Raw genomic sequence first — 18,558 nt, 5'->3', positions numbered from 1 at the left:
GGTCACAGGATCAGATCACGCAGGTCATCGGAAAGGGCACCGGGCTGCTTGATGGCAGCGAGGTCGGCTTCGGCTACGGCATTCCAGGCATCTTCATCCCAGAGTTGAAACTTGTTCAGCTGACCGACGAGCATCGCTCGCTTGTCCAGCTTGGCGTATTCGCGCAAACGCGGCGGTACCAGGAAGCGGCCACTGGCGTCCAGCTCGAGATCGACGGCATTACCGATCAGCAGACGCTGCAGGCGGCGGTTCTCTTCACGAAAGGAGGCCAGCTCGCGCAGCTTGCTCTCGATCAGCTCCCACTCGGCCAGGGGATAAACGCAAAGACAGGGGTCGACGGCGTCGATGGTCACGATGAGCTGGCCACTGCAACGCGCAACGAGCTCGTCACGATACCGACTCGGCATCGCGAGGCGCCCTTTGGCGTCGAGACTGATGGCGTTAGCTCCGCGAAACACGGCTGCGCTTCCCCTGTAATTAGCTTTCCATGCCCAAAAAAACCCACTTCGTGCCACTTCTTACCACTTGCGCACACTATAGGAACGCGCACGCCCCACCGTCAAGGCGCTCCAGAAGGGAAAAATCCTTACAGGACGGAGATTTAGCGAACAAAAGCAAGGGGAAAAGGGATGCCGGAACCGGCTTTGGACAGATAAATTTCAACCATTCCAGCCAGCTGAAATTCGAACTTAAAGTAATTTGTTAAGAGTAAGAATTTTTCGGTATCAGCCGGGAGGGAGATAGAAGCACAACGTGAGAAAGGAAGGAGGAGAGTCGATCTGTAAGCCGGGTTCTGTCGAGGACAGTCATTCCTCTACGGCGTACATCACTGCACGCCTTTAGCAACCTACCCGGTTCCAGCGCGGGCCACGCCGATGGAACCCTATTTGGTCTTGCTCCGAGTGGGGTTTACCTAGCCACGGACTGTTGCCAGCCGTGCGGTGCGCTCTTACCGCACCTTTTCACCCTTACCGGCGCCGAAACGCTTAGGCGGTTATTTTCTGTGGCACTTTCCGTAGGCTCACGCCTCCCAGGCGTTACCTGGCACTCCGCCCTATGGAGCCCGGACTTTCCTCCCCCTTCTTGCGAAGGCAGCGACTGTCCGATCGACTCTCCGCCAGCAAGGTTAACAAAGCCGCAAGCCGCAAGCTACCGGCGGCAAGAAAAAGCAGCCTGGCGCGCCTAATGCCGATCAGATAAGGCCACCAAAGCGGCCTTTCGTGGGAGCCCCGCCCCGGGGCGAAGCTTTTCAATTGCGCATCGCCCTGGTTCGCGGCGGGGCGCCGCTCCTACGCACTGACAGCGTCGACGCTTAACTGGCTGGCATTAGCCTAGCGCGCCCTCTGCAGGGCTCGCTCCTGCGACAACCTCATCCCTTGCGTTCCAGAGCCACCTGATAAAGCACATTCTTGCGCACCCCAGTGATCTCTGCAGCCAAGGCTGCCGCACGCCTGAGCGGCATTTCCGACAGCAACAGATCGAGTACGCGCAACGCCTCGGCGCTGACCGCCTCCTCACCTTCCGGCGCCTGCCAGCCTGCCACCAGCACCACGCACTCGCCGCGCTGCTGATTACTGTCTGCCGCGACCCACTCGCACAGCTCGGCCAACGGTAACCCTTGCAGGGTCTCGAAGGTCTTGGTCAGCTCACGCGCCAACAAGGCAGGGCGATCATCGCCAAAGACTTCGCGCATGTCCTGCAGGCATTCGAGAATCCGGTGCGGCGCTTCGTAGAAAATCAGCGTGCGCGGCTCTTCGCGCACCTGCTCCAGACGCGCACGGCGCCCCGCCGCCTTGGCCGGCAGAAAACCTTCGAAGATGAATCGATCCGATGGCAAGCCAGCAGCCGAGAGCGCCGCGATCAGTGCGCAGGCCCCCGGCACCGGCACCACGGCGAAGCCGGCCGCACGCGCCTGGCGCACCAGGTGGTAACCCGGGTCGGAAATCAGCGGCGTGCCCGCATCGGAAATCAGCGCAACATCCTCTCCGGCCTGAAGGCGCGCCAGAAAGCGCCCGCCCTGATCGCGCTCATTGTGTTCGTGACAGGCAGCCAGCGGCGTCTGGATGCCAAAGTGCTGCAGCAGTCGCGCCGAATGCCGGGTGTCTTCAGCGGCGATCAGCGCCACCTCGCGCAGAATCCGCAAGGCCCGCGCGCTGATGTCATCCAGGTTGCCAATGGGCGTAGCGACCACATAAAGGCTGCCTGGCTGGACACTTGCGACGGCGGGCTGACTCACTGGAAACACCTCGTTAATTGAAAGAGTGCTCATTCTAGCCGGTTCCGCCCCGGCGGCATCGCACGGATGTCGCCCCTTGGGTACAATCGCCGCTCGTTTTGCTCAAGTATCAGGATGATAATTGCCGACAATACGTTCTTTGCGTGATATGGGTACAATCGCCGCTCGTTTTGCTCAAGTATCAGGATGACCCGATGATCGCTAGCCTGCGCCCTCTTTCCGCTCTGTTTCTGGCCGGCCTGCTCGCTGCCTGCGCCAGCTCGCCCTCCAACAACCTGGGCCAGCTGCCACGCACGCCACAAGCCAGCATCGAACAGATGCTCCAGCAGGCTGCCGAGAGCAAACCGGAACAGGCCGCCCTGCTGCGCCTCTCTGCCGCCGACCAGAGCTACCAGCAAAATGACGTGGCCCGCGCCACCCGCATTCTCGAGCAGATCGACATTGCCAGCCTGCAACCCGCCCAACAGATCTTCGCCAGCACCCTGAAGGCCGAGCTGGCAATGGCCCGCAAGCAACCCAAGAGCGCCCTGAAAGCGTTGCAGCACCCCAGCTTCGAACGCCTGGCTGAGCTGCCGATCGAGCAGCAGATCCGCACCCAACTGGTCCGCGCGCGCGCCCTGGAGGCCGACGGCCAGACCCTGGCCGCCGCACGCGAGCGCGTATTCATCGCCCCACTGCTGAGCGGCCAGGTCGCGGCCGACAACCACGAAAACATCTGGGCACTGGTATCCAGCCTGCCCGCGCAAACCTCGGCAGGCGCCGACAGCGACCTGGCCGGCTGGCTGGATTTGGCCCGCCGGACCAAAAGCAGCGCCACACTCGAACAGCAGCAGGCCGCCATCGATCAATGGATTGCGCAAAATCCGCAGCATCCGGCCGCCGAACAACTGCCGGAGGCACTGGGAAAACTGCGCGAACTGGCCAGCCAGCCGCTGACCCGCGTCGCCCTGCTGCTCCCCCAGGAAGGTCAGCTGGCCAGCGTGGCCCGCGCCCTGCGTGACGGCTTCCTCGCCGCTCATTACGAAGCTCAGCAAGCCGGGCAGAACCCGCCGGACATCAAGCTGTATGACAGCTCGCGCATCGGCTCGCTGGACGCCTTCTACCAGCAAGCGCAGGCCGACGGCGTGCAACTGGTGGTCGGGCCGCTGGAGAAACCACTGGTCAAGCAGCTCAGCGAGCGCGAGCAACTGCCTATCACCACCCTGGCCCTGAACTACAGCGACGCTGGCCAGGAAGGCCCGGCGCAACTGTTCCAGTTCGGCCTCGCCGCCGAGGACGAAGCGCGCGAAGTGGCACGTCGCGCCTGGAACGATGGCATGCGTCGCGCCGTGGCCCTGGTGCCGCGCGGCGACTGGGGCGACCGCGTACTGGACGCCTTCCGTCAGAGCTGGCAGGCCCAGGGCGGCACCCTGATCGCGGCCGAGCATGTCGACCAGCCGGTGGAGCTGGCGCGGCAGATCGCCGACTTGTTCCAACTGCGCGAAAGCGAGGCCCGCGCGCGCCGCCTGCAAAACACCCTGGGCACCAGCCTGGACGCACAACCGGCGCGGCGTCAGGACGTCGACTTCATCTTCCTCGCCGCCACCCCACAACAGGCCCAGCAGATCAAGCCAACCCTGGCCTTCCAGTACGCTGGCGACGTGCCCGTTTACGCCACCTCGCATCTGTTCACCGGCACCCACAGCCAGGCCCAGTACCAGGACCTCGAAGGTATTCGTTTCTGCGAAACCCCCTGGCTGCTCGACACCCACGCGCCGCTGCGCCAGGAAGTCAGCAACCAATGGCCGCAAGCGGGCGGCAGCCTCGGTCGCCTGTATGCGATGGGCGTCGACGCCTACCGCCTGGCACCACGCCTGGCCCAGCTCAAGGCGCTGCCGGAGTCACGCATCGACGGTCTGTCCGGCAGCCTCAGCCTCAACGCCAAGCAGCGCATCGAACGCCAACTGCCCTGGGCCGAGTTCCGCGGCGGCCAGGTTCAACGCCTCCCCGACAGCATCAATTGAGCGCACACAATGATCTGGGCCGTGCCGCCGAACAGGCGGCACGGCAACACCTGGAACGGAATGGCCTGCGCCTGATCGAACAGAACTGGAGCTGTCGCCGTGGCGAGCTCGATCTGGTCATGCTCGACGGCGATACAGTAGTATTCGTCGAAGTCCGCGCCCGTCGCCACAGCGCCTGGGGCGGTGCCCTGGAGAGCATCGATGCACGCAAGCGTGGCAAGCTGGTGATCGCCGCCGAGCTCTTCCTCCAGCAGCACTCGCGCTGGACCCGCCACCCCTGCCGCTTCGATGTGGTCGCCATCAGCACTGACGGCGCCGCTCGCCTCGACTGGATCAAGAACGCCTTCGATGCCTGACGGCCGTACATTCAAGGTTTAACCGATGGACATGCAATCCCGAATCCACCAGCTGTTCCAAGCCAGCATCGACACCAAGCAGCAGGCCATGGAAGTTCTGGCCCCCTACATCGAGCACGCCAGCCTGGTGATGGTGCAGGCCCTGCTCAACGAGGGCAAGATTCTTTCCTGCGGCAACGGTGGCTCCGCCGGGGATGCCCAGCACTTCTCCTCCGAACTGCTCAACCGCTTCGAGCGCGAGCGCCCGAGCCTGCCGGCCATCGCCCTGACCACCGACAGCTCGACCATTACCTCGATTGCCAACGACTACAGCTACAACGAGATCTTCTCCAAGCAGATCCGCGCACTGGGTCAGCCAGGCGACGTACTGCTGGCCATTTCCACCAGCGGCAACTCAGCGAATATCATCCAGGCCATTCAGGCTGCACATGATCGCGAAATGACCGTGGTTGCCCTAAGCGGCCGAGACGGCGGCGGCATGGCCTCGCTGCTGCTACCGGAAGATGTCGAGATCCGCGTTCCAGCCAAAGTTACCGCACGCATTCAGGAGGTCCACCTGCTGACCATCCACTGCCTGTGCGACCTGATCGACAGTCAATTGTTTGGGAGTGAAGAATGAAGCGTTCCGCCCTGATTCTGGCCGCCCTGGCCGTTACCCTGACTCTGGCAGGCTGCGGCAGCCGCAGCATCGGCAACAAGATCGATGACCAGTTCCTTGGCCCGGAGGTTGCGTCGCGCATCAGTAATGCGCACGCCGACCTGTCCAGCCCGACTTCGCGCATCGTGGTCACCAGCTATAACGGTGTGATCCTGCTCGCCGGACAGACCCCGCGCAGCGAGCTCAAGGATCTCGCGGCGCAAACCGCGCGCGCGGTACAGGGCGTAAAGAAGGTCTACAACGAACTGCAGGTGCAACGGCCGGCGTCCCTGCTGGCACGCAGCAACGACTCGCTACTGACCACCAAGATCAAGACACAGATGATTGCCGATAGCAGCGTACCGAGCGCACGGATCAAGGTCGTCACCGAAAACGGTATCGTCTACCTGCTCGGCCTGGTCACCCGCGAGGAAGCCAACGCTGCCACTCGCGTGGTACAGAGTGTATCGGGGGTACAGAAGGTCATACGCCTGTTCGAATACACGAACTAAGCCACAAGCTATAAGCAAAACGGGCGCCCTGGGCGCCCGTTTTCTTTTGTGCTGCTGCCGATGCCTATTTGACCACTTTCAGACTCGGCCGACCGCTGGGTCGCGACGACTCACCGCCGCCAGGCCCGTCATCATCCGGCCCCGGTTCTTCAGGGCCGCTGGCCACGGAAGGCTCCATGTCAAAAACCATGCCCTGGCCATTTTCCCGCGCGTAGATCGCCAGGATAGCCGCGACCGGAATGTACAGGCTGTGCGCGACGCCACCGAAGCGCCCTTCGAAGCTCACCGCCTGGTTATCCATATGCAGGTGACGCACGGCGCTGGGCGAGGTATTGAGCACGATCTGGCCGTCACTGGCGAAACCCGGCGGCACCTGCACCCCGGGATACTCGGCATTGACCAGCAAATGCGGGGTGCAGTCGTTGTCGACGATCCATTCGTAAAGGGCACGCACCAGGTAGGGACGACTGGAATTCATGACTTCCTCCTTCTCAGCGCATCGCGCGCTCGGCAGCGGAAAGACTGGCCTGAAAGGCCTCTCGGGCGAACTGGCGTTCCATGTAGTCGATCAGGGGCTTGGCCGGACGCGGCAGCTCGATAGCCAATACCGGCAAACGCCAGAGTATGGGCAATAGACAGCAATCGACCAGGCTCAATTCATCGCTGAGAAAGAATGCCTTGTCAGCGAACAGCGGCGACACACCCGTCAGGCTTTCGCGCAGCTCCTTGCGCGCCAGCTGACGCTCGGCTTCCTTGCTGCGCTTGTCGAGTATGCGATCAACCAGCGCGCACCAGTCACGCTGAATACGGTGCATCAGCAGACGGCTGTTGGCACGCGCCACCGGATACACGGGCAACAGGGGCGGATGCGGATAGCGCTCATCCAGGTACTCCATGACCACGGTCGATTCGTACAACGCCAGATCGCGATCAACCAGCGTCGGCACGCTGCCATAGGGATTGGCTTCGGCCAGCTTGGGCGGACAACGCCCCTGCTCGACATCGACGATCTCGACGCTGACACCTTTCTCGGCGAGCACCAGACGCACGCGATGGGAATAGTGGTCGGCGGGGTCGGAGTAGCAGGTCAACCGGTTGGTCACCGCCATGGCGATCCTCCTCGCTTTTTTGATTATCCGGAAACAGGAAAAATTGCCGGAGCAATTCTTTCGTCACAGACGACGACGCTCAGGGCAATCGCCGGAAATGGCAGGCCTGAAGCACCTGCGCGCCCCTCAGGGCGCGCAGGTTGCAGCAGCGTTGACGACTTAGTGAACGTCCTTCCAGTACTCACGTTTGAGCAGGTAGGCGAACACGAAGAAGAACGCCAGGTACAGCAGCACGTAGGTGCCGATGCGCTGGGACTTCAGCTTGACCGGGTTGGCCGAGTAGGCCAGGAAGGTCACCAGGTTCTTGATCTTCTCGTCGAACTCGGCCTCGCTCAGCGTGCCGGTGTTCGGTTCGATGGTCAGCTGATCACAGGCTTCATGCGTGATCGGCGTGCCAGTGAGCGGATCGAACTGCTTCTTGCCGTTCTCCACCACCTGGACCTGCTTGCAGCCGATAACCTGCTTACCCTGCAGAGCGACCAGCACGTTCGGCATACCCACGTTGGGGAAGACCTTGTTGTTGGCCCCCAGCGGACGCGAAGGATCATCGTAGAAGGTACGCAGATAGGTATACAGCCAGTCGTTACCACGCACACGAGCAACCAGGGTCAGATCGGGCGGAGCCGCACCGAACCAGGCCTTGGCGTCGTCAGGACGCATGCCGATCTTCATGTGATCGCCAATCTTGGCGTCGTTGAACACCAGATTGTCGAGCATGATTTCGTGCGGGATGCCGAGGTCATCGGCAACACGCTCGTAACGCTGGTACTGGGCGGCATGGCAGCCCATGCAGTAGTTGGCGAACGTACGCGCGCCGTCCTGCAGAGCAGCCTGGTCACGTAGATCGATGTCCACCTTGTCCAGCGGATAGTTACTGGCAGCGCCCATGGCCAGAGCCGGCAGCGCAGCGAAAACAAATGCAGCGAAGAGCTTTTTCATCAGCCAGTCACCCTTTCCGGAACCGGTTTGGTCTTCTCCATCCTGGTGTAGAACGGCATCAGGATGAAGTACGCGAAGTACAGGAAGGTGCACACCTGCGACAGCAGGGTACGACCCGGAGTCGGAGCCAGCACGCCCAGCACGCCGAGGATGACGAAGGAGATGCAGAACACCAGCAGCCAGATCTTGCTCATCCAACCCTTGTAGCGCATGGATTTGACCGGGCTACGGTCGAGCCAGGGCAGCACGAACAGAACGGCGATGGCTGCGCCCATGGCGATGACGCCGAGCAGCTTGTCCGGCACCGCACGCAGAATCGCGTAGAACGGCGTGAAGTACCAAACCGGGGCGATGTGCACAGGGGTCTTGAACGGGTTCGCCGCTTCGAAGTTCGGCTTCTCGAGGAAGTAACCGCCCATTTCCGGGAAGAAGAACACCACGAAGCAGAACACGAACAGGAACACCACTACGCCGACGATATCTTTCACGGTGTAGTAAGGGTGGAAGGCGATGCCATCGAGCGGTACGCCGTTTTCGTCCTTGTACTTCTTGATATCGACGCCGTCCGGGTTGTTCGAACCGACTTCGTGCAACGCCAGGATGTGCAGTACGACCAGGCCAAGCAGAACGATCGGCAGTGCGATCACGTGCAGGGCGAAGAAGCGGTTCAGGGTGATACCGGAGATCAGGTAGTCACCACGGATCCACTGGGTCAGGTCGTCGCCGATGACCGGAATGGCACCGAACAGCGAGATGATCACCTGGGCGCCCCAGTAGGACATCTGGCCCCAGGGCAGCAGGTAGCCCATGAAGGCTTCGGCCATCAGCACCAGGTAGATCAGCATGCCGAAGATCCACACCAGCTCGCGCGGCTTCTGGTAGGAGCCGTAGAGCAGACCGCGGAACATGTGCAGGTAGACCACCACGAAGAACGCAGAGGCGCCGGTGGAGTGCAGGTAGCGCAGGATCCAGCCGTACTCGACGTCACGCATGATGTATTCGACGGAGGCGAACGCGCCTTCAGCCGAAGGTTCGAAGCTCATGGTCAGCCAGATACCGGTAACGATCTGGTTGACCAGCACCAGCAGAGCCAGCGAGCCGAAGAAATAGAAGAAGTTGAAGTTCTTCGGGGCGTAGTACTTGGAGAGATGGTCTTCCCACATCTTGGTGGCGGGGAAGCGCGCATCCACCCATTCCATGAATTTGCTCATCAGGCGTTCTCCTGGTCCACACCGATGATGATCACATCATCCGTCTCGTAGGTGTGCGGCGGCACTGGCAGGTTCAGCGGCGCCGGCTGGGCCTTGTAGACACGCCCTGCCATGTCGTAGCGCGAACCGTGGCAAGGGCAGAAGTAGCCACCTACCCAGTCCGGCCCCAGATCGGCAGGCGCCACTTCCGGACGGAAGGACGGCGCACAACCCAGGTGGGTACACAGGCCTACCAGTACCAGCAACTCGGGCTTGATCGAGCGAGTTTTCTTGTCCACGTACTCCGGCTGCACCGAGGCAGCAGACTCAGGATCGGCAACACTGCCTTCGATCTTGGCCAGATTGGCAAGAATTTCCTCAGTACGGCGCACGATGAACACCGGCTGACCGCGCCACTCAGCAACCATCTGCTGACCTGCTTCGATCTTGCTGACGTTCACCTTCACCGGTGCACCGGCCGCCTTGGCCCTGGCACTGGGGAACCATGACCCCACGAACGGAGTCGCAGCACCTACCGCCCCTGCTGCACCCACCACGGAGGTGGCTGCAACCAGGAAGCGACGCCGGCCTGCATTCACGCCGTCATTGCTCATTCAGTCGTCTCCCATCAGCTTTGTGGCCTGTTGTTCAGGCCTCTACTAAGTAAAAATCGGGCCGCGCAAAAAATTCGCCAAATGGTAAAGAAAAGCCCCTTTTCTGACAAGGTAATTACCCTCGAAGAGACTGGCGAAAGCCTTGACACGTGCAGCTTGCGCGTCTGCGGCACGTTGTCGCAGCACTTTGCCACGCCCATAAAAAACGCCCAGCTCCGTAAGGAAACTGGGCGCTTTGGCAAGCGTAGTCGCGATTAACGCTTCGAGTACTGCGGACGCTTACGCGCTTTACGCAGACCGACTTTCTTACGCTCGACTTCACGGGCGTCGCGAGTGACGTAACCGGCTTTACGCAGCGGGCTGCGCAGGGTTTCGTCGTACTCGATCAGAGCGCGAGTGATGCCGTGACGGATGGCACCAGCTTGACCACTGACACCACCACCAGCAACGGTGACGAAGATGTCGAACTTCTCGACGGTCTCGGTCAGCTCCAGCGGCTGACGCACGACCATGCGAGCAGTTTCGCGACCGAAGAAGGTATCCAGGGTGCGATTGTTGATCGAGATGTTACCAGTACCCGGGCGCAGGAAAACGCGCGCGGTTGCGGTCTTGCGACGGCCAGTGCCGTAGTTTTGAGTCGCCGACATAATGAACTATTCCGTTAAATCTTCAGTTCTTGGGGCTGCTGAGCAGTGTGCGGGTGAACTGCACCCTTGTACACCTTCAGCTTACGGTACATGTCGCGACCCAGCGGGTTCTTCGGCAGCATGCCTTTGACCGCAGTCTCGATCACGCGCTCAGGAGCACGAGCGATCAGCTTCTCGAAGTTGATCTCTTTGATGCCGCCCGGGAAACCGGAGTGGGAGTAGTACTTCTTGTCGCTGGCTTTGGCACCAGTTACACGCACCTGCTCGGCATTGATCACGACGATATAGTCGCCGGTATCAACGTGCGGGGTGTACTCAGGCTTGTGCTTGCCACGCAGACGGCTCGCGATTTCGGTGGCCAGACGACCCAGGGTCTTGCCAGCAGCATCAACGACGAACCAGTCGCGTTTTACTGTTTCCGGTTTAGCAGTAAAAGTTTTCATTCTTTATAGCCTCAGGGGCCGCCCAGCAAAAATAGACGGCGGATCTTACTGGATAGTGCGTACTTTGACAAGTCAAAGGCAGCCGCATACGGACGCTATCGGGGGCTCGGGTCAGCGCGTCCACAATACGGCAAGATTCTTCGGCGGGCGGCGCATCACTTCCACCGCAGAAAGAGGTGCCGGATTATCCTGATTGCGAAAAAAAATTCAACCTGCTTGTATGACTCTTTTGCCAAGGGAGTACTCCATGGAATACCGCAAGCTGGGCCTAACCGATCTCAATGTCAGCGCACTGTGCCTGGGCACCATGACCTGGGGCGAGCAGAACAGCGAGAGCGAAGGCCATGCTCAGATCGAACGAGCCAAGGCCAGCGGCATCAACTTCATCGATACCGCCGAGATGTACCCGGTGCCGCCGCGCGCCGAAACCTACAGCCAGACCGAGCAGATCATCGGCAGCTATTTCAAGCAGCGCGGCGACCGCGTCGACTGGATTCTGGCCAGCAAGATCGCCGGCCCCGGCAACGGCATCAGCCACATCCGCGACGGCCAGCTGAAATTCAATCGCCAGCACATCGTCGCCGCCCTGGATGCCAGCCTCAAACGCCTGCAAACCGACTGGATCGACCTGTACCAACTGCACTGGCCGGAACGCCCGACCAACTTCTTTGGCCAGCTCGACTACAAGCACCAGGACGTTGAGTTCACGCCGCTGGAAGAAACCCTGGAAGTGCTCGACGAGCAGGTCAAGGCCGGCAAGATCCGCCATATCGGCCTGTCCAACGAAACCCCGTGGGGCACCATGAAATTCCTGCAGCTGGCCGAAAGCCGTAGCTGGCCGCGCGCCGTGTCGATCCAGAACCCTTACAACCTGCTCAACCGCAGCTTCGAAGTGGGCCTGGCGGAAGTGGCGATTCGCGAGCAGTGTGGCCTGCTGGCCTACTCACCGCTGGCCTTCGGCATGCTCAGCGGCAAATACGAAGGTGGTGCCCGCCCGGCCGGCGCGCGCATCAGCCTGTTCAGCCGCTTCGCCCGCTACACCAATCCGCAAGCCGAAGCCGCCTGTTCACGCTACGTGGCCCTGGCCCGCGAACACGGCCTGGATCCCGCGCAGATGGCCCTGGCCTTCGTCACCGCGCAGCCTTTCGTGACCAGCAACATCATCGGCGCCACTAGCCTGGAGCAACTGGACAGCAACCTGGCCAGCGCCGAGCTGAAGCTTTCCGAAGAAGTGCTCGCGGGTATCGAAGCGATCCACAAGGGGCAGCCCAACCCGGCCCCTTGACCCGCCACGCAACGAGAAAGCCCGGCAATGCCGGAATGCTGTTCACTTAAGGTTGCACACGCTTGGCTCCCCTCTCCCATTTATGGGAGAGGGGCTGGGGGAGAGGGCTGAAAACACCGCAAAACTGCCAGTTTTCCCCTCTCCCTAACCCTCTCCCCAAAGGGGCGAGGGGACTAATCGCGTCCGACCATTGCTTATGTGAACAGCATTACGGCAATGCCGGGCTTTTTCTTGCCATCAGCCGCCCTCAGACCAGGGAGCGAGCGATGATCTCCTTCATGATCTCGTTGGTGCCGGCGTAGATGCGTTGCACCCGCGCATCGGCCCAGGCCCGCGCCACCGGATATTCCCACATGTAGCCGTAGCCGCCATGCAGCTGCACGCACTCGTCGAGCACCCTGCACTGCAGATCGGTGCTCCAGTACTTGAGCATCGCCGCCGTCGGCACATCCAGCTTGCCTTGCAGGTGCAGCGCCAGGCAGCGGTCGATGAACACCCGACCGACCTGAATCTCCGTCGCCATCTCGGCGAGCTTGAAGCGGGTGTTCTGGAAGTCCGCCACGGCCTTGCTGAAAGCCTTGCGCTCACGGGTGTAATCCAACGTCCACTGCAGCGCGGCCTCCGCCGAAGCCAGAGCGCCGATGCCCACGGTCAGGCGCTCTTGCGGCAACTCCTGCATCAGGTAGGCGAAGCCCATCCCTGGCTGCCCCAGCAGATTTTCTTTGGGCACGCGCACGTCCTGGAAAAACAGCTCGGAGGTGTCCTGCGCCTTCATGCCGACCTTTTCCAGGCGCTTGCCCTTGGAAAATCCGGGGGTATTGGCCTCGACCAGGAACAAGCTGGTGCCCTTGGCACCCGCCTTGGGATCGGTCTTGGCCACCACGATCACCAGATCGGCCAGCCAACCATTGGTGATGAAGGTCTTCGAGCCATTGATCACGTATTCGTCGCCATCGAGCACGGCGGTGGTTTTCACGCCCTGCAGGTCGGAGCCGGCGCCCGGTTCGGTCATGGCGATGGCCGCGACCATTTCACCGCTGACCAGCTTGGGCAGGTAGTGCTGCTTCTGCGCCTCGCTGCCGTAATGCAGGATGTAGGGCGCGACGATGTCCGAATGCAGCGAGAAACCGATGCCGGTCAGCCCCAGGCGCCCGATCTCTTCGATCACCACGGTGCTGTAGAGAAAGTCGGCCGCCATGCCGCCGTACTCTTCGGGGATATGCGAACACAACATTCCCGCCTCGCCTGCCTTGTTCCATAGCGTGCGATCGATATGCCCGTCCTTTTCCCACTGATGGTGATGAGGCACAGCTTCCTGCTCGAGAAACTTGCGCACGCTGTCGCGAAACAGTTCATGGTCGGAGCTGAATAGGGTCCTGGGAATCATGGCGCTACCTGTGTCTGATGGTCGAAAAAGCAGACTCCGACTTTAGCCAAGCAAACGCTTGGTCGCACTGGACACAAGCGCCAAAAAATAAGACGATCCAGCCGCTGCATGACCACTTAGCCTTGAACAAGAATAAATACTTATGGTTATTCCTGAGCCGCGCACGGCGTTGCGCCGCGTCAGCATTCTCGCCACCGATGGCGTGTTCGCATCCACCCTGCTGCAGGCCAAGGACTTCTTCCACATGGCCGGCATTCGCTATGCCAAACAGCAGGGCCTGGACCTTGAGCCGCCGTTCGAGATCCACCTGGTCAGCCCCAACGGCCAGCCAGTCAACAGCTTCAGCAATGTACGCCTGCCGGTAGACGGCGGGCTGGATAGCTGCGACGTAATCATCCTGCCGGCTTTCTGGGACGACTTCGATGCCCTCAGCCGCCGCTATCCACAAGTACTGGACTGGCTCAGGCGCCAGCACGCCAGCGGTACGGCGATCTGCGGCGAGGCCAGCGGCGTATTCTGGATGGCCGAAGCCGGCCTGCTCGACGGCAAGGAAGCGACCACCTACTGGCGCTTCTTCCGCGAGTTTGCCGAGCGCTTCCCCAAGGTACTGCTCAATCAGGACAAGCACCTGTCCGATGCCGACAATCTGTACTGCGCAGGCGGCGTCACCTCGGCCTGCGACCTCTATATCTATCTGATCGAGCGTTATTGCGGCACTGGCGTAGCCCAGGGCGTGGCACGCGACATTCTCTACGAAGTGCAGCGCAGCTATACGCCGGGGCGCATCGGCTTCGGCGGCCAGAAACTGCATCAGGACGTTACCGTGCTGCAGATCCAGCATTGGCTGGAGGAGCACTATGCCGACAAGTTCCGTTTCGAGGACGTGGCGCGCGAACATGGCATGAGCATTCGCAATTTCATGCGCCGTTTCCAGGGGGCGACCGGCGACAAACCGCTGCACTATCTGCAGCGCCTGCGCATCGAGACGGCAAAGAGCCTGCTCTCCTCCACGCGCAAGAGCATCAAGACCATCAGCTACGAAGTCGGTTACGACGACGCCAGCTTCTTCGCCCGCCTGTTCCGCCAGCACACCGAGCTGTCGCCGAACCAGTACCGCCGGCAGTTCCAGCAGAAGGATTACCAGGGCTGAGCGCAACGCGCCGGGCTGACTCCCCCCGGAAACGCACAAGGCGACCTCGCAGGTCAACTTGTGCGTATCACTGCACCGTCAAGGCCGGTGTGGGCGCGAGAGGAACTCGTGTGATTGCATCTCCAGCAGACGGCTTAGCGTACGCTGGAACTCAAAGCTCAGACGACCGCCGGTATACAGATCCTTGAGCTCCACCTCAGCGGAGATGATCAGCTTGACGTTACGATCGTAGAACTCGTCCACCAGATTGATGAAGCGCCGCGCCATGTCGTCCTTGGCCACACTCATCTGCTCGACATTGGCCAGGATCACCGCATGGAAGATCTTGCCCAGCTCGATGTAGTCGTTCTGGCTGCGCGGGCCATCGCAGAGTTCACGGAACTCAAACCAGGCCACGTCCTCGCACACCCGCACGGCGTGAATCGCGCGGTTCTCGATCATCAGCGCCTCGTTCTCCACCATGTGGGTGCAGTCGGGCAGCAGGCTGCGGAAGCTGGTCAGCAGACTCTCCTCGGCAGCCGGGCCGAGCGGGAAGTGGAACAACTCAGCCTGCTCCAGCGCGCGAAGACGGTAGTCGACGCCGCTGTCGACGTTGACGATATCGGTGTGCTCCTTGAGCAAGGCGATAGCCGGCAGGAAGCGCGCGCGCTGCAGACCGTCCTTGTACAGGCCGTCCGGCACGATGTTGGAAGTAGCCACCAGAGAAACGCCGTTCTTGAACAGCTCTTCCATCAGCGTGGCGAGAATCATGGCATCGGTGATATCGCTGACGAAAAACTCATCAAAGCAGATCACCCGCGCCTCGTCGGCGAAGCGCTTGCCGATGATGGTCAGCGGGTTCTTCTCGCCCTTGAGGGTCTTCATTTCCTCGTGCACGCGCTTCATGAAGCGGTGGAAGTGGGTGCGCATCTTCTGCTCGAACGGCAGCGCATCGAAGAAGGTGTCGACCAGGTAGGTCTTGCCGCGCCCGACACCACCCCAGAAATACAGGCCCTTGACCGGCCCCTGCGGCTTCTTGCCGAACAGCTTGCCCATCAGCCCGGATTTGCCCTGCTCACGCGCGATCAGATCGTCGTACAGACGCTGCAGATGGCGGACGGCATTTTCCTGGGCCGCATCATGGAAGAAGTCGGGCCGCTTGAGATCGGCCTGATAACGCTCTAAGGGGGTCATGATTCGTTAGCCGGGCAAGTAAAAACGGGGGCGTCACTTTAGCGACGCCCCCGTTGATTGGCAATCGGTGCAAGCTAGGCACACTCCCTCTCCCATTTATGGGAGAGGGTCGGGGAGAGGGCAGGCCGACGACGCGGTGCACCGGACAACCCTCTCCCCCAGCCCCTCTCCCGCAAGCGGGAGAGGGGAGCAAAAGCCTCTTCATTCCTGCGGCGCCAGCGCCTCACGCAGACGGGCGATGGCATCTTCCAGCGCCTGACCGTCAGCGAACTCGGGGCTGCTGGCTACGCTCTCGCCATCGATCCATACCGCGAACACCTGGCCTTCGACGCGCACATCCAGCGGCTCGCCGGATTGCAGGCGTTTATTGATCATGCCGGCCGACTTGCCATCGGCGAAGGATTTCGACAGCAGCAGCTGCTCACCATCGGCATCGAGCAGACGGAAGCGGAAGCTGCCGTCTTCATCGCGGAAGCTGACGAAGCGTGCGCTCTTGGCGGCTTTCTTCTTTTCGCCAGTAGCGACTTGCACCTGTGCACGGAACGAGCGCAGGCCCACGGCCTCGCGCAACTCGCCGAGGAACGGCGTGGCGATCTTGCGTGCCTTGGCTGCACCAGCGAGGAGAATGTCTTCCAGATCGGCCGGCCGAGCGATCAGCGCGTTGTAGCGCTCGCGCGCCTCGCCCAGGGTATCTTCGAGCAACTGGTACAGACGGTTCTTCGCCTCGCCCCAGGCCAGGCCACCTTCCAGCTCGGCACGGAACTCGGCCTGCTGCGTGTGGCTGGCGAAGGCCTGGTACAGGGTGAACAGGTGCGAACCCTCGGCATCCTTGGGCTCACCCGGCAGCCTGGAGTCGGTGACGATGCGCGCCACGGCCTCCTTGAGCTGCTTGGCAGTGCCGAACAGCGGGATGGTGTTGTCGTAGCTCTTGCTCATCTTGCGTCCGTCGAGGCCTGGCAGCGTAGCCACCTCTTCCTCGATCACCACCTCGGGCAGGACGAACAGATCCTTGCCCTTGCCGAACAGGTGGTTGAAGCGCTGGCCGATATCGCGCGCCATCTCCACGTGCTGGATCTGGTCACGACCGACCGGCACCTTCTGCGCGTTGAACATCAGGATGTCCGCCGCCATTAGCACCGGGTAGCTGAACAGGCCCATGGTCACGCCGGCATCCGGGTCTTCGCCCTGTTCGACGTTCTTGTCCACCGAAGCCTTGTAGGCGTGGGCGCGGTTGAGCAGGCCCTTGCCGGCGACGCAGGTGAGCAGCCAGCACAGCTCGGGAATTTCGGGGATGTCGGACTGGCGGTAGAAGGTCGCCTTGTCGGTATCCAGGCCCAGCGCCAGCCAGGTGGCGGCGATCTCCAGACGTGAGCGCTGAATGCGCGCCGGGTCGTCGCACTTGATCAGCGCATGGTAGTCGGCAAGGAAGTAGAACGAGTCCATCTGCGGATCGCGACTAGCCGCGATGGCCGGACGGATGGCGCCGGCGTAGTTGCCCAGGTGCGGCGTGCCGGTGGTGGTGATACCAGTAAGAATACGGGTGGTCATAGTAATTCGCTTGTCTTGCTGCAATGACGTGGCAGGCCTTCATTTGCCGTCACTCCCGCGAAGGCGGGAGCCTAGGTGCTGCGGCCCTCTGGGTTCCCGCCTGCGCGGGAATGACGGTTTTATAGACGCGGCAGAAGAAGTTCCTTCAGGTCCGTCAGCTTGCCGTGAAAAAAGTGACCGCATTCTGCCACTTTCAGCAGCTCGTGGGCACGCCCGAGATTGGCCGACCAGTCGTACACGCCCTGCGGCTCGACCACTTCGTCGGTATCGGGCTGGATCATCACCAGCGGACACTGGCTGGCCGGCGGCGTATCGGCCGTAAGGCGATGCACCGCCGGGGCCACCATAAACAGCTTGCTCGGCACCTGTCCCTGCGCTTCCAGGCGCGCCCCCAGCGCCGCGGCGACGAAGCCGCCGAAGGAAAAGCCCAGCAGCGTGATGGGCAGGTTCGGATATTCCTCCTTGAGCCAGGCGGCGACGGCTTCGGCGTCGTCCACCTCGCCGGTGCCCATGTCATGGCTGCCGGCGCTGGCACCGACGCCGCGATAATTGAAACGCAATGTGTGATATCCACAGTCACGCGCGGTGCGCTGCAAGGTGCTCACCACCTTGTTGAGCATGGTGCCGCCCTGCACCGGATTGGGATGGCAAAGCAGCGCCACGCCTCGGGGGTCAGGCACTTCCAGCAGAAGGGCTTCGAGTTGACCCACCGGGCCTTGAATGAAAAGAGGGGTTTCGCGACTGAGCAACACTGAACTCCGTGACCCCGCAACGGGTCGACTCGTCTAGCAAACTGCCTGCGAGGTAAACGTATACAGCGCAGGTTCGAGCCGCTAACGTAAAGCAAAGCCGTTTTGAGAGGAAGGACTCGTGGAACAGACCGTTACAGCCTGGTTGATACCCGCCCTGACCCTGGTGGTCGGCATCGCCGTGGGCTTTCTGCTCGCCCGCCTGGCCCCTAATGCTGCACCGGGCCGTACGCAGCGGCAGATGGATGAAATGCAGGCACGCTTCGAGGCCTACCAGAACGAAGTGGTGACCCACTTCAACACCACCGCCAGCCTGGTGAAGAAACTCACCCAGAGCTACCAGGACGTGCAGGAGCACCTGTCCGACGGTGCCAACCGCCTGGCCCTGGATGAGCTGAGCCGTCAGCGCCTGCTGGCCACCCTGAACAGCACAGAAGCCGGCGAAAAGCGCGAGCGCCTGACCCCGCCGAAGAACTACGAAATGCCCAAGGACTACGCGCCGAAGAGTGACGGTCCCGGCATGCTGGACGAGAGCTACGGGCTGAAGAAGTAACCCGCCAGCCAGAAATACCGAGCCCCG

Annotated in this window: 20 protein-coding genes and 1 other RNA gene; 7 read left to right on the top strand and 14 right to left on the bottom strand. The window is 61.6% G+C overall.

The features are described 5' to 3' along the window. Positions 1 to 2: 2 nt before the first annotated feature. The 3 genes from mraZ to rsmI form a co-directional block, all read right to left on the bottom strand. The gene (mraZ, locus tag PSOLE_RS07980; protein ID WP_074855485.1) at positions 3 to 458 is read right to left on the bottom strand and encodes a division/cell wall cluster transcriptional repressor MraZ; all 456 of its coding nucleotides are present in this window, start codon (positions 456 to 458) and stop codon (positions 3 to 5) included. A 308-nt stretch (positions 459 to 766) separates the two neighbouring features. Next, an RNA gene (gene rnpB, locus PSOLE_RS07975) (RNase P RNA component class A) lies at positions 767 to 1,114 on the bottom strand. 255 nt (positions 1,115 to 1,369) lie between these two features. Continuing rightward, on the bottom strand, positions 1,370 to 2,269 hold the full coding sequence (gene rsmI, locus PSOLE_RS07970) for a 16S rRNA (cytidine(1402)-2'-O)-methyltransferase (RefSeq protein WP_074855482.1): 900 nt from the start codon (positions 2,267 to 2,269) through the stop codon (positions 1,370 to 1,372). A 161-nt stretch (positions 2,270 to 2,430) separates the two neighbouring features. Between rsmI and PSOLE_RS07965 the strand changes: the two genes are divergently transcribed. From PSOLE_RS07965 to PSOLE_RS07950, 4 genes are read left to right on the top strand one after another with little or no spacing between them, the layout of a single operon-like run. Beyond that, positions 2,431 to 4,239, top strand: a complete 1,809-nt coding sequence (locus PSOLE_RS07965; protein ID WP_074855480.1) for a penicillin-binding protein activator — start codon at positions 2,431 to 2,433, stop codon at positions 4,237 to 4,239. Next, the gene (locus PSOLE_RS07960) at positions 4,236 to 4,595 is read left to right on the top strand and encodes a YraN family protein (protein ID WP_074855477.1); all 360 of its coding nucleotides are present in this window, start codon (positions 4,236 to 4,238) and stop codon (positions 4,593 to 4,595) included. The genes PSOLE_RS07965 and PSOLE_RS07960 overlap by 4 nt, the downstream gene beginning before the upstream one ends. Before the next feature lie 25 nt (positions 4,596 to 4,620). Next, the gene (locus PSOLE_RS07955) at positions 4,621 to 5,214 is read left to right on the top strand and encodes a phosphoheptose isomerase (RefSeq protein WP_074855474.1); all 594 of its coding nucleotides are present in this window, start codon (positions 4,621 to 4,623) and stop codon (positions 5,212 to 5,214) included. Then, on the top strand, positions 5,211 to 5,744 hold the full coding sequence (locus tag PSOLE_RS07950) for a BON domain-containing protein (RefSeq protein ID WP_003459305.1): 534 nt from the start codon (positions 5,211 to 5,213) through the stop codon (positions 5,742 to 5,744). The genes PSOLE_RS07955 and PSOLE_RS07950 overlap by 4 nt, the downstream gene beginning before the upstream one ends. 64 nt (positions 5,745 to 5,808) lie before the next feature. Here PSOLE_RS07950 and PSOLE_RS07945 read toward each other — a convergent pair whose 3' ends face one another. The 7 genes from PSOLE_RS07945 to rplM all read right to left on the bottom strand — a co-directional run bounded on the left by PSOLE_RS07945 (position 5,809) and on the right by rplM (position 10,686). Then, positions 5,809 to 6,222, bottom strand: a complete 414-nt coding sequence (locus PSOLE_RS07945; RefSeq protein WP_003459302.1) for a ClpXP protease specificity-enhancing factor — start codon at positions 6,220 to 6,222, stop codon at positions 5,809 to 5,811. Between the two features lie 13 nt (positions 6,223 to 6,235). After that, positions 6,236 to 6,853: a glutathione S-transferase N-terminal domain-containing protein gene (locus PSOLE_RS07940; protein ID WP_003459301.1), complete on the bottom strand. Its 618-nt coding sequence runs from the start codon at positions 6,851 to 6,853 to the stop codon at positions 6,236 to 6,238. Between the two features lie 159 nt (positions 6,854 to 7,012). After that, positions 7,013 to 7,792 (bottom strand): cytochrome c1, encoded by a 780-nt coding sequence (locus PSOLE_RS07935; protein WP_074855472.1) that lies wholly within the window; start codon positions 7,790 to 7,792, stop codon positions 7,013 to 7,015. Continuing rightward, complete coding sequence (locus PSOLE_RS07930) at positions 7,792 to 9,003, bottom strand: cytochrome b (protein WP_074855470.1); 1,212 nt, start codon at positions 9,001 to 9,003, stop codon at positions 7,792 to 7,794. Before PSOLE_RS07930 ends, PSOLE_RS07935 begins: the two co-directional genes overlap by 1 nt. After that, positions 9,003 to 9,596: a ubiquinol-cytochrome c reductase iron-sulfur subunit gene (petA, locus tag PSOLE_RS07925; protein WP_074855467.1), complete on the bottom strand. Its 594-nt coding sequence runs from the start codon at positions 9,594 to 9,596 to the stop codon at positions 9,003 to 9,005. Before petA ends, PSOLE_RS07930 begins: the two co-directional genes overlap by 1 nt. A gap of 254 nt (positions 9,597 to 9,850) precedes the next feature. After that, positions 9,851 to 10,243: a 30S ribosomal protein S9 gene (rpsI, locus tag PSOLE_RS07920; RefSeq protein WP_003459292.1), complete on the bottom strand. Its 393-nt coding sequence runs from the start codon at positions 10,241 to 10,243 to the stop codon at positions 9,851 to 9,853. A 14-nt stretch (positions 10,244 to 10,257) separates the two neighbouring features. After that, positions 10,258 to 10,686: a 50S ribosomal protein L13 gene (gene rplM / locus PSOLE_RS07915; protein ID WP_017678951.1), complete on the bottom strand. Its 429-nt coding sequence runs from the start codon at positions 10,684 to 10,686 to the stop codon at positions 10,258 to 10,260. 247 nt (positions 10,687 to 10,933) lie between these two features. Here rplM and PSOLE_RS07910 point away from each other — a divergent pair, with 247 nt between their 5' ends. Further along, positions 10,934 to 11,971, top strand: a complete 1,038-nt coding sequence (locus PSOLE_RS07910) for an NADP(H)-dependent aldo-keto reductase (protein ID WP_074855462.1) — start codon at positions 10,934 to 10,936, stop codon at positions 11,969 to 11,971. 247 nt (positions 11,972 to 12,218) lie between these two features. Here PSOLE_RS07910 and PSOLE_RS07905 read toward each other — a convergent pair whose 3' ends face one another. After that, the gene (locus PSOLE_RS07905; protein WP_074855457.1) at positions 12,219 to 13,358 is read right to left on the bottom strand and encodes an acyl-CoA dehydrogenase family protein; all 1,140 of its coding nucleotides are present in this window, start codon (positions 13,356 to 13,358) and stop codon (positions 12,219 to 12,221) included. A 142-nt stretch (positions 13,359 to 13,500) separates the two neighbouring features. Between PSOLE_RS07905 and PSOLE_RS07900 the strand changes: the two genes are divergently transcribed. Next, the gene (locus tag PSOLE_RS07900; protein WP_003459287.1) at positions 13,501 to 14,508 is read left to right on the top strand and encodes a GlxA family transcriptional regulator; all 1,008 of its coding nucleotides are present in this window, start codon (positions 13,501 to 13,503) and stop codon (positions 14,506 to 14,508) included. Positions 14,509 to 14,586: 78 nt separating this feature from the next. Here the strand turns inward: PSOLE_RS07900 and zapE are convergent, their stop codons facing one another. The 3 genes from zapE to PSOLE_RS07885 form a co-directional block, all read right to left on the bottom strand. Then, entirely contained in the window at positions 14,587 to 15,681 is a 1,095-nt protein-coding gene (zapE, locus tag PSOLE_RS07895; protein ID WP_003459286.1) for a cell division protein ZapE, read from the bottom strand. Between the two features lie 201 nt (positions 15,682 to 15,882). Next, positions 15,883 to 17,229, bottom strand: coding sequence for a tryptophan--tRNA ligase (locus PSOLE_RS07890; RefSeq protein WP_003459285.1), 1,347 nt, complete (start codon positions 17,227 to 17,229; stop codon positions 15,883 to 15,885). Positions 17,230 to 17,348: 119 nt separating this feature from the next. Then, positions 17,349 to 17,978 carry an alpha/beta hydrolase gene (locus PSOLE_RS07885; protein WP_074855454.1) on the bottom strand — a complete coding sequence of 210 codons (630 nt, stop codon included), beginning with the start codon at positions 17,976 to 17,978 and terminating at the stop codon, positions 17,349 to 17,351. A gap of 121 nt (positions 17,979 to 18,099) precedes the next feature. Between PSOLE_RS07885 and PSOLE_RS07880 the strand changes: the two genes are divergently transcribed. After that, the gene (locus tag PSOLE_RS07880; RefSeq protein WP_074855452.1) at positions 18,100 to 18,531 is read left to right on the top strand and encodes a YhcB family protein; all 432 of its coding nucleotides are present in this window, start codon (positions 18,100 to 18,102) and stop codon (positions 18,529 to 18,531) included. The last annotated feature ends 27 nt before the right edge of the window (positions 18,532 to 18,558 follow it).

It is taken from the genome of Pseudomonas oleovorans subsp. oleovorans (assembly GCF_002197815.1).
GTDB classification, from domain to species: Bacteria; Pseudomonadota; Gammaproteobacteria; order Pseudomonadales; family Pseudomonadaceae; genus Aquipseudomonas; species Aquipseudomonas oleovorans.
Note: the sequence above shows the minus strand (reverse complement) of the source record. Positions and strands in the feature narration are given on the sequence as shown.

Coding starts and splice junctions, on each gene's coding strand:
- rsmI (WP_074855482.1), bottom strand. CDS start 2,269: ATGAGCACTCTTTCAATTAACGAGGTGTTTCCAGTGAGTCAGCCCGCC.
- PSOLE_RS07965 (WP_074855480.1), top strand. CDS start 2,431: ATGATCGCTAGCCTGCGCCCTCTTTCCGCTCTGTTTCTGGCCGGCCTG.
- PSOLE_RS07955 (WP_074855474.1), top strand. CDS start 4,621: ATGGACATGCAATCCCGAATCCACCAGCTGTTCCAAGCCAGCATCGAC.
- PSOLE_RS07950 (WP_003459305.1), top strand. CDS start 5,211: ATGAAGCGTTCCGCCCTGATTCTGGCCGCCCTGGCCGTTACCCTGACT.
- PSOLE_RS07945 (WP_003459302.1), bottom strand. CDS start 6,222: ATGAATTCCAGTCGTCCCTACCTGGTGCGTGCCCTTTACGAATGGATC.
- PSOLE_RS07940 (WP_003459301.1), bottom strand. CDS start 6,853: ATGGCGGTGACCAACCGGTTGACCTGCTACTCCGACCCCGCCGACCAC.
- PSOLE_RS07935 (WP_074855472.1), bottom strand. CDS start 7,792: ATGAAAAAGCTCTTCGCTGCATTTGTTTTCGCTGCGCTGCCGGCTCTG.
- PSOLE_RS07930 (WP_074855470.1), bottom strand. CDS start 9,003: ATGAGCAAATTCATGGAATGGGTGGATGCGCGCTTCCCCGCCACCAAG.
- petA (WP_074855467.1), bottom strand. CDS start 9,596: ATGAGCAATGACGGCGTGAATGCAGGCCGGCGTCGCTTCCTGGTTGCA.
- rpsI (WP_003459292.1), bottom strand. CDS start 10,243: ATGTCGGCGACTCAAAACTACGGCACTGGCCGTCGCAAGACCGCAACC.
- rplM (WP_017678951.1), bottom strand. CDS start 10,686: ATGAAAACTTTTACTGCTAAACCGGAAACAGTAAAACGCGACTGGTTC.
- PSOLE_RS07910 (WP_074855462.1), top strand. CDS start 10,934: ATGGAATACCGCAAGCTGGGCCTAACCGATCTCAATGTCAGCGCACTG.
- PSOLE_RS07905 (WP_074855457.1), bottom strand. CDS start 13,358: ATGATTCCCAGGACCCTATTCAGCTCCGACCATGAACTGTTTCGCGAC.
- PSOLE_RS07900 (WP_003459287.1), top strand. CDS start 13,501: ATGGTTATTCCTGAGCCGCGCACGGCGTTGCGCCGCGTCAGCATTCTC.
- zapE (WP_003459286.1), bottom strand. CDS start 15,681: ATGACCCCCTTAGAGCGTTATCAGGCCGATCTCAAGCGGCCCGACTTC.
- PSOLE_RS07890 (WP_003459285.1), bottom strand. CDS start 17,229: ATGACCACCCGTATTCTTACTGGTATCACCACCACCGGCACGCCGCAC.